The organism is Streptomyces sp. NPDC007095 (assembly GCF_040634475.1).
Lineage (GTDB): Bacteria > Actinomycetota > Actinomycetes > Streptomycetales > Streptomycetaceae > Streptomyces.
In genome coordinates this window covers 1-8647 of the sequence record NZ_JBEYFS010000034.1, presented here as the reverse complement: position 1 = coordinate 8647, position 8647 = coordinate 1, and the positions used below count along the sequence as shown (strand labels likewise).

7 protein-coding genes, 1 pseudogene and 1 riboswitch are annotated in these 8647 nt (G+C 72.2%); of the genes and pseudogenes, 5 read left to right on the top strand and 3 right to left on the bottom strand.

Features of this window, described 5'->3' with window-relative positions; translation table 11 throughout:
* Positions 1-1013 (bottom strand): annotated as a pseudogene (locus tag ABZ656_RS14240) (hypothetical protein); the annotation flags it as partial.
* Between the two features lie 56 nt (positions 1014-1069).
* Positions 1070-1239, bottom strand: a riboswitch (cyclic di-AMP (ydaO/yuaA leader).
* A 115-nt stretch (positions 1240-1354) separates the two neighbouring features.
* Positions 1355-2716 carry a diacylglycerol kinase family protein gene (locus ABZ656_RS14235; protein ID WP_360267795.1) on the bottom strand — a complete coding sequence of 454 codons (1362 nt, stop codon included), beginning with the start codon at positions 2714-2716 and terminating at the stop codon, positions 1355-1357.
* Positions 2717-2919: 203 nt separating this feature from the next.
* Between ABZ656_RS14235 and ABZ656_RS14230 the strand changes: the two genes are divergently transcribed.
* The 4 genes from ABZ656_RS14230 to ABZ656_RS14215 are packed head-to-tail and all read left to right on the top strand — an operon-like array spanning position 2920 to position 5799.
* The gene (locus ABZ656_RS14230) at positions 2920-3624 is read left to right on the top strand and encodes a response regulator transcription factor (protein WP_101407622.1); all 705 of its coding nucleotides are present in this window, start codon (positions 2920-2922) and stop codon (positions 3622-3624) included.
* Positions 3621-5105, top strand: a complete 1485-nt coding sequence (locus tag ABZ656_RS14225) for a HAMP domain-containing sensor histidine kinase (RefSeq protein WP_101407621.1) — start codon at positions 3621-3623, stop codon at positions 5103-5105. Before ABZ656_RS14230 ends, ABZ656_RS14225 begins: the two co-directional genes overlap by 4 nt.
* Positions 5106-5152: 47 nt before the next feature.
* Positions 5153-5560, top strand: a complete 408-nt coding sequence (locus tag ABZ656_RS14220) for a hypothetical protein (protein ID WP_101408450.1) — start codon at positions 5153-5155, stop codon at positions 5558-5560.
* A complete protein-coding gene (locus ABZ656_RS14215) occupies positions 5560-5799 on the top strand; it encodes a hypothetical protein (protein WP_360267790.1) in 240 nt (79 codons plus the stop codon). The genes ABZ656_RS14220 and ABZ656_RS14215 overlap by 1 nt, the downstream gene beginning before the upstream one ends.
* 2 nt (positions 5800-5801) lie before the next feature.
* On the opposite strand, the gene ABZ656_RS14210 is transcribed toward ABZ656_RS14215, so the two are convergent.
* Entirely contained in the window at positions 5802-6989 is a 1188-nt protein-coding gene (locus ABZ656_RS14210) for a PP2C family protein-serine/threonine phosphatase (RefSeq protein ID WP_360267787.1), read from the bottom strand.
* A 175-nt stretch (positions 6990-7164) separates the two neighbouring features.
* Here ABZ656_RS14210 and ABZ656_RS14205 point away from each other — a divergent pair, with 175 nt between their 5' ends.
* A complete protein-coding gene (locus tag ABZ656_RS14205) occupies positions 7165-8529 on the top strand; it encodes an FAD-dependent oxidoreductase (protein WP_101407618.1) in 1365 nt (454 codons plus the stop codon).
* Positions 8530-8647 lie beyond the last annotated feature (118 nt).

Sequence of the window (8647 nt, the reverse complement as noted above, 5' to 3'; positions counted from 1 at the left end):
AGCGGCATCCCCGTGCCCATGGACATGTCCGTGCCGAGCGGCATCCCCGCACCCATGGACATGTCCGTAGCCAGCGGCACGCCTCTGCCGAGGGACATGTCCGCGCCGGGAAGCATCCCCGCGGCCAGGGGCATCCCCGCACCGAGCGGCATTCCCATTCCCATGGACGTGTCCGCGCCGAGCGGCATTCCCGTACCCGTGGGCATGTTCGTGCCGAACTGCATCCCGGCGCCGAGGGACATGTCCGGGCCGAGCGCGGTCGACTGCTGTCGCTGCCACTCCGCCGCGGCCTGGTTGCGAGCCTGATCCTCCGGGGTGGGCCAGGCACCCTCGGCCGGACGTGACTCGACCGCCGCGGGCCCGGGGTTCCACTGTGCGGCATGTTTGGACACCAGCTCACGGGCCAGCGCCAGCTTTCGCTGGATCTTCTCCTTGGACGTCTTCAACGAGGACTGCCCCGGCCCGGCGGGCACCGCGGGCACCGCGGGCAGCAGGGCCGTGGCGGCCTCCTGCGCAGGTTGTGGCGCGGGCTCCGGCGCGGCCGGCAGCGCGGTGACGGCCCTGGCCGTCAACTCGGCCACGGGTCCGGCGGCCGCCTCGGCGGAGGGGCCTGCGGTCAACTCCAGAACGGGGCGGGCGGTCAACTCCCGCCCGCGGTTGGTGAGCCCGTCCTCCGGCCGCTTCGCCGGGCCCGTGGGCCACGCCTCGGCTCGGCGGTTCGGCATCCGGTCGGCCGGCAGCCTGGCCGGCGCGGACGGACCCAGCTGCGTGCGCGCCGCGTCGAACCAGGTCTTGGTGATGTCGTCGAGGGCGGGGTCGCGGCGCCTGCGCGCGGTTTCCGGCGCCGGGTTGACGCGGCCTCGGCTCCCTGTGGTCATCGCGCGGGTCCCGTTGACGAACCCGACGGCGTTCTCGGCCTGGTCGTAGAGGGAGCTGATCCGCTGCTGCACCTCCTCGCGGCTAGGACCGTCCGCGCCACTGAGGGCGGCCGTCGCGCGTGCGGAGTCGGGCATGCCAGGGAGGCTGCCGCCTCCAGGGCGCGGGGTTCGTTCCGGCGCCATGGGAGCCGTACTCCTTCCGTACTCCGCCTACCGGGTCGGCCGTCGGGTTCGGGCGGAAGATTCCGGAAGGCATGCCCTACGGCCCTGCCCGAGTGGGCAGTCGGGCCGATTCACCCCAAGGTCGGTTGGGTCCTGGTTCCGGTTGCCACAGGGGCATCGGATTCGGCGGAGGTCGCGCGACCCGGCGAGGTTCGCCGGAGGGAGTCGTGCGGCCTGCCGCCAACTTAGCCAATTTGTGTGCCTGGTGTGAAGATTGGAGCGCGAACTGTCCGATATGTAATTGTGACCTTCGTCTACGCGTTCCGGCTGCGACCAGGATGTCGCACGACCGCCGTTCGCCCCATGGTCGCCGCCAGCGTCCGCAACCGGCGCCAGTCCAAGGGAGGTTGGGCCTCGGGTACACCGGGCCGTCCCTTCGGGACGCGGACGCGCAGGGCGCCGGGTTCGACGCGGCAGTGGACCGGGGCGGGCAGGACCAGAGCCTCGCCGTCGATGCCGGCCTCGACTTCCGCGCGGTCGGCGTCGATGACCACCACACGGGTGGTCAGGACCGCGAGTCCGTCCGGCGCGGGGTCCAGTACGAGCGCGGCGGCCTCGGCCGCGCTGTCCACCGTGATGCCGAGGACACCGAGCAGCCCGGAGTCGAGCCGTTCGCGGCGGCCGAGACCGGCCGGATCGTTGGTGCGGTAGGGGTTGTTGCTCACCAGTACGGCCTGCGGGGCGTCGAGCGTCGTGTCGCCGGCGCGGGCGGTCAGTCGCGGCCCGCGCTGGCGGGTGAGCAGGTCGGGCAGGAGGTCCAGGATGGTGCCGATCTTGTCGTCGCGGTACGCGGGACTCTGCACGACCGCCGCGTACGCGCCGAAGGAGGCGTTGTTGACGAACGGATGGCCGCCGGCGAAGCCGAGGTCCACGCGGAGTTCGACGCCGTCGGTGAGGGCGTCCAGGCAGGTCGCCGGGTCGTCGCGGTCGAGGCCGAGGTCCATGGCGAAGTGATTGCGGGTGCCGGCGCAGACCACCAGGAACGGCAGACCGTGTTCGGCGGCGACGGCCGCTACCAGCGCCTGGGTACCGTCACCGCCGGCGACGCCCAGCAGATCCGCGCCGTCCGCGACGGCGGCCCGGGCCAGCGCGGTGACGTCCTGGTGCTTCTCCGGGTCGAGCAGCACGACCTGCGCGCCGAGCCGCTCCGCCTTCTCCCGCAGCCCGAACTTCGCCACCTTGCCGCCTCCGGAGTGCGGGTTCATGAGGAGGAAGGGGCGCCGCGGCGGCGGTGCCCTGCGTTCCTTCGGGCGCGGCGGGCGCGTCCGGTCGCTCCGCAGGGCGTACCGGCCGCTCCAGACGGCCACGGTCCACAGCGCCAGGGACACGGGGACGGCCCAGAGCAGGCCGGCCACGGCGAACAGGGTGAGCACGGCGCCCGGCGCGACGGCCGCCAGCACGGCCGCCACCCAGCGGAGCGGGCCGCGCCGGGTCAGCGCCCACCACAGCGCCGCCGCCGTGACGGCCACGCCGAGGAGCACGGCCAGGAGCAGCAGTACGCCGTCCACGCCTCCGTAAGCGAGCGGCAGCAGGACCGCCAGCGCCGCCGCGACCAGCGCGGCCCTGGCCGCCCACCGTTTCCCGTGACCGACCCGCCCGCTCGCATCCACACCCATCGACACAGTCGTATGCAACCGCCGGGTCAGGCCCCGCGCAACCGGCACGCTCCGCGAGGGCACACGCCGACCGGGGCCGGCCCGGGCGATTCTCACCGATCCCTTGGTCGGCCCCTCGGGGCCGGGACCGTCGCGGCTGATGCACGATGGGCGGCGGCGAGTCCCGGCGGTGCGCCGGGGTGTGGCGGGGAGGGGCAGTGGTGATGAGTGGGCAGCGCGGCCGTGTCCTGGTCGTGGACGACGACGCGGCGATCCGCCGCTCGCTGGAGCGCGGACTGAGGCTCGGCGGATTCACCGTGGACCTGGCCGACGGGGGCCGGCCGGCCCTGGCGGTGGCCCGGCGGACACCGCCGGATGTGATCGTGCTGGACATCTCGATGCCCGACCTCAGCGGCATCGAGGTGTGCAGGACACTGCGGGACGAGGACAACGACGTACCCGTGCTGATGCTCTCCGCACTCGACGAGACCGCCGACCGGATCGCGGGCCTGCAGGCGGGCGGGGACGACTACCTCGTCAAGCCCTTCGCCCTGCAGGAACTGGTCCTGCGCCTGGAGGCACTGCTGCGGCGCAGGCCGCCACGGGACAGCGACAGCGTACGGGTCGGCGGGCTGCTCCTGGATCCCGCGGCCCGGGGGGTGAGCCTCGACGGGCGGCCGGTGGAACTGACCCGACGCGAGTTCGAGCTGCTCCACTTCCTCGCCCGCAACGCAGGCATCGTGCTCAGCCGGGACCAGCTCCTCGATCGCGTATGGGGCTACGACTTCGAGGTGCGCACCGACGCGGTGGACACCTTCGTCAGCTATCTGCGCCGCAAACTGGAGACGTCGGGGCGCTCCCGGATCATCCACACCGTACGAGGCGTGGGCTTCGTCCTGCGCGACGACGACCCGGGGGAGCGGCCGTGAGACTGTCCACGCGGATCGCGCTGGCCGTCGGCGCCACCGTGCCCGTACTGGTTCTGGCCACCGGCTGGCTGCTGCTGCGGCTGGTCGCCGCGGATCTGCACGACCAGCAGGACACGCATCTGCGTGAGCGCGCGGTGGCCGTAGCCAAGGACGCCCGGGGGCTGCTGCGCGCGAGCGCCGCCGACCGCTCGGCGGCGGTGGAGCAGGCCCGCGAACGCCGGCTTTTCACCTCGGCCCTGGACGTGGGCGTACGGCTGACCGGCCCCGAGGGGACCTTCACGGGCGGCCCGCAACCGGCGGCCGACGTGGCGCTGCCCGTGAGGGCTCCCGTCCCGGTCACCCTCCGTGCCGACGGCAGGAGCTGGCGGATCCTGTCGACCCGGGTGACCGGGTCGCGCCCGGGTGTGCGCGGCACCCTTTGGCTGTTCGCGTCCGACACCGCCGCAGACACCCAGGTGCGCCTGGTCCGACGGCGCGCGGTGACCGTCGCCCTGCTCGCCGCACCGCTGTCCGGGCTGCTCGCCTGGGCCGTCGCCACTCGGGCGAGTACACCGCTGCGCCGTCTGCAACGCCGGGCGAGTGGCCTCGACCCCCGTTCCAGTTCCACCCGCCTGGACCACACCCCGACGCGGATCGCCGAGGTCGACGACCTCGCACGCACCCTGCAGACCGTCCTGGCCCGCTACGACGAGCAGGCGGCCAGGACCGCCGAGGCTCTGGCCACGGCCCGCTCCTTCGCCTCGGCGGCCTCGCACGAACTGCGCACCCCGCTGATGAGCATGCAGACCAACCTGGAGATCCTCACCGAGCATCCGGAACTCGCCGGACCCGACCGCGACGAAGTGCTGCACGACCTGAGCCGCGAACACGCACGCCTCCTCGGGGTCCTCGTCATGCTGCGCGACCTCGGCCGCGCAGACCTCGTCGAGGCGGACGCCTTCGGCCCGGTCGACCTCGCCGACCTCGTCGAAGCGAGCACGGAGGAACAGCGGCGACGCCATCCGCACGCACGCGTGGCCGGCCACTGCGTACCGGGACTGCGTGTGCACGGCTGGGAGGCGGGACTGCGGAGCCTGGTGGACAACCTGCTCGTCAACGCCCTGGTCCACGGACACACGGACGGGCAGCCTCCGCAGGTCGAGGTGACCTTGCGCGCGAGCGGCGCCGACGCGCTGCTCGTCGTCGACGACCGGGGCCCGGGTATCCCGCCCGCGCTGCGCACCGAGGTCTTCGAACGTTTCCGCCGCCGACCGGACAGCCCCGGCTCCGGCCTCGGACTGACCCTGGTCGCCCAGCAGATCGCCCTGCACCGGGGCGGGATCCGGGTACTGGACCGGCCCACGGGTCCGGGCACCCGCGTCGAGGTCACCCTGCCGCTGAGCGACGGCACCGCGGACGCGGGGGCCACGCTTCCGCTCCCGCGCAACTGGATGATCACGACCGCCGACCGGCCACAAGAATTCCACAAAGACGGCTCCTAGCTTTCCCGGCGAGAGGGCAGTCGCCCGTGAACGCGGAGGAGTTCGTCATGCCAAGCACCAGGAAGACCGTGATCTCGGTCGTCTCGTTGGTCGCCGCCGGGTCGCTGTTCGGCGCCGTCGGCGCGGCCACGGCCGACGCCGCGACTCCCGCGCCGTCCGGCACCCCCACGGGCGACGGCGCGGCGGCGCTCTGCAAGCGCGCGCCGAAGATCGACCGGCGGATCGACCGGATCCTCACCCGGCTGCGCGCGGACGCTTCCCGGCGCGGCTCCATCGCCCGTCTCGAGCAGCGGGTGACGAACGCCAAGTCCGCGGGCCACACCCAGATCGAGACCTACCTGAACGACCGGCTCACCTTCCGGCGTTCCCTGGTCCCCACCCTGGAGACCCGCCGGAAGGACCTGGCCGACGTCGAGAAGTGGTGCGGCGCCCACGACAACGGTCGTACGAACTGATGCGCGCGCGCCACACCGTGCCGGCGGTACTGGCCGCCCTGCTGTTCCTGGCCGGATGCGGCCACGGCGGGAACGCGCAGAGTGCACAGAGCACGCAGGGCACGGGGACCGCGCAGGGCACGCAGGCCACTCGGCAGCCCGCGCCCACTTCCTCCGCGGACCTCGGTCACCTGCGGAAACTCGTCGACGACGCCGATTCCGCGGCGAGCGCGGCGGAGTCGGACATGGCCAGGGAGTGAGGTCAGCGTTCCGCCGGCGGGGGCGATCCGCCGGCATGGAGCCGGTGGTGGCCGTCGGCGGGGCGGGTGGTGAAGTGCGGTCGATGCGGGTGGTGGGAGGCGGCGCGTTCGATGATCAGGAGGGCGGCGTCGTCGCCGGGGTGGTCGCCGACGTGCGCGAGGAGGTCGTCGTGGATGTGCCGCAGCAGGGCGTCGGGGCTGGCGGTGGGAAAGGAGGCGACCCTCTCGGCGAGCGGGTAGAAGGCGCCCGACGGTGAGCGGGCTTCGATGACGCCGTCGGTGTAGAGCAGGAGGATGTCACCGGATTCGAAGGTGAACGGGTCGGGGCGGTGGCTCGCGGCGGGCAGCTCGCACATGCCCAGAGGGGGGACGGGGTGGCGCGCGTACAGGACCGTGACCTCGCTGTCGCGCAGCAGGAGAGGCGGTGGATGGCCGCAGTTGATCATGCAGGCCTCCGGCCCCTTGTCGGGGATGTCGAGCACGAGCGCGGTGGTGAAGTGCTCGCCCGGGTCGTGCTCGGTGTCGGCCACGTCCTCCAGGTCGCGGCACACGCTGACCTCCAGTGCCGCCGTGAGCTCGGGCAGGGTGGCGTACCGGTGAGCGCCCTCACGGAACGAACCCAGCACCACCGAGGCCTCGCCGATGGAGGCCAGACCCTTGCCGCGTACGTCCCCGATGATCACTCGCGTGGAGGACTGGGCGGCGCGGGCGACCGCGAACAGGTCGCCGCCGATCTGCGTCTCGTCCTCGGCGGCCAGATACAGCCAGGCCACGCGCAGGGGCCCGATCCGGCGGGGCGGTGGTCGAAGCAGGACCCGCTGTGCGGTCTCGGCCACCGACCGCGCCCGGCTCAGCTCTCGGGCACGCCGCTCGCGTAGATGGCAGACGAAGACCACCAGCGCGGAGAGCACGGTCAGGGCGATGATCTGCGCGACGTGGTTGGCGGTGGTCAGCCCGCCGTGGAACACCGCGATGAAGACCTGGGCGGCCACGGCCAGCACCCCGACCACCGCGGTCAGCCGTGGCCCGGCCAAGGAGGCGGTGAGGGCGGGGGCGATGACCAGAAACGGACCCAGGTGGACGTCGTTCGGGGAGTGGAGGTCCACCACGGTGATCACTACGATCAGCGCGAGTGGGATTGCCACCAGTCCGCGGCCCGACGGCTGCTCCACGAGGCGGTCCACTGACACACGCCGGACACCCACATTTCCCATTTTGCCCCCGATTTCGAGGCCTGTGCTCCCCGGCGGCGGGTCATAAGATCGGCTTATGGGGTCATAGATCCAGCCCGCCTACAGACTAAGGTTTGCCTTAGTTTAGGCTTCCCGACGAGCCACCCTGCCACCGTTCGAAGGGAACCTGATCATGCCTCGCCCTCTGCGGGTAGCCATTGTCGGAGCCGGCCCCGCCGGGATCTACGCTGCCGACGCGCTGCTGAAGTCCGCAGTTGCGGTCGAGCCCGGTGTGTCCATCGACCTCTTCGAACGGATGCCGGCCCCCTTCGGTCTGATCCGCTACGGCGTGGCCCCCGACCACCCGCGGATCAAGGGGATCATCACGGCCCTGCACCAGGTGCTCGACAAGCCTCAGATACGTCTCTTCGGCAATGTCGACTACCCGGGGGACATCAACCTCGACGATCTGCGCACCTTCTACGACGCCGTGATCTTCTCCACGGGGGCGACGGCCGACCGGGCCCTCGACATACCAGGCATCGGCCTCGACGGCTCCTACGGCGCCGCGGACTTCGTCTCCTGGTACGACGGCCACCCGGACGTGGCGCGGACCTGGCCGCTCGAAGCGGAGAAGGTCGCCGTCCTCGGCGTCGGCAACGTCGCGCTCGACGTCGCCCGCATCCTCGCCAAGACCGCCGACGAACTGCTGCCGACCGAGATCCCGCAGAACGTCTACGACGGCCTCAAGGCCAACAAGGCCCTGGAGGTCCACGTCTTCGGCCGCCGCGGTCCGGCGCAGGCGAAGTTCAGCCCGATGGAGCTGCGGGAGCTGGACCACTCCCCGAACATCGAGGTCATCGTCGACCCCGAGGACATCGACTACGACGAGGGCTCGATCGCGACCCGGCGCGGCAACAAGCAGGCCGACATGGTCGCCAAGACCCTGGAGAACTGGGCCATCCGCGACATCGGTGAGCGCCCGCACAAGCTGTTCCTGCACTTCTTCGAGTCCCCGACCGAGATCCTCGGCGAGAACGGCCAGGTCGTCGGCCTGCGCACCGAGCGCACCGCCCTCGACGGCACCGGCAACGTCAAGGGAACCGGCGAGTTCAAGGACTGGGACCTCGGTGCGGTCTACCGCGCCGTGGGCTACCTGTCCGACGAACTGCCCAAGCTCCCCTGGGACGCCGATTCGGGCACGGTCCCGGACCAGGGCGGCCGCGTGATCGAGGAGACCGGCGAGCACCTGCAGTCGACGTACGTCACCGGCTGGATCCGACGCGGCCCCGTGGGCCTGATCGGCCACACCAAGGGCGACGCCAACGAGACCGTCGCCAGCCTGCTCGACGACCACGCGAACGGACGTCTGCACACGCCCGGCTCGCCCGACCCGGAGGCCGTGGACGCGTTCCTCGGCGAGCGGGACGTCCGCTTCACCACCTGGGAGGGCTGGTACCGCCTGGACGCCGCGGAGAAGGCGCTGGGCGAACCGCAGGGCCGGGAACGCGTGAAGATCGTCGAGCGCGAGGACATGCTCGACGCGAGCGGCGCGTAGGCCCCGGCGTGCGGTCGCCCTCGCGCCGGTCTCCTGGTCAACGCGCCCGCCCCCGATGTCGTACGGCTGATGCCCCCGCTGAACCTGAGCGACGACGAGGTGGACGCGTTCCTCCAGG

Excerpts from the sequence above, each read along its gene's own strand:
- ABZ656_RS14235 (WP_360267795.1), bottom strand. The coding sequence starts at position 2,716 with ATGGGTGTGGATGCGAGCGGGCGGGTCGGTCACGGGAAACGGTGGGCG.
- ABZ656_RS14230 (WP_101407622.1), top strand. The coding sequence starts at position 2,920 with ATGAGTGGGCAGCGCGGCCGTGTCCTGGTCGTGGACGACGACGCGGCG.
- ABZ656_RS14220 (WP_101408450.1), top strand. The coding sequence starts at position 5,153 with ATGCCAAGCACCAGGAAGACCGTGATCTCGGTCGTCTCGTTGGTCGCC.
- ABZ656_RS14215 (WP_360267790.1), top strand. The coding sequence starts at position 5,560 with ATGCGCGCGCGCCACACCGTGCCGGCGGTACTGGCCGCCCTGCTGTTC.
- ABZ656_RS14205 (WP_101407618.1), top strand. The coding sequence starts at position 7,165 with ATGCCTCGCCCTCTGCGGGTAGCCATTGTCGGAGCCGGCCCCGCCGGG.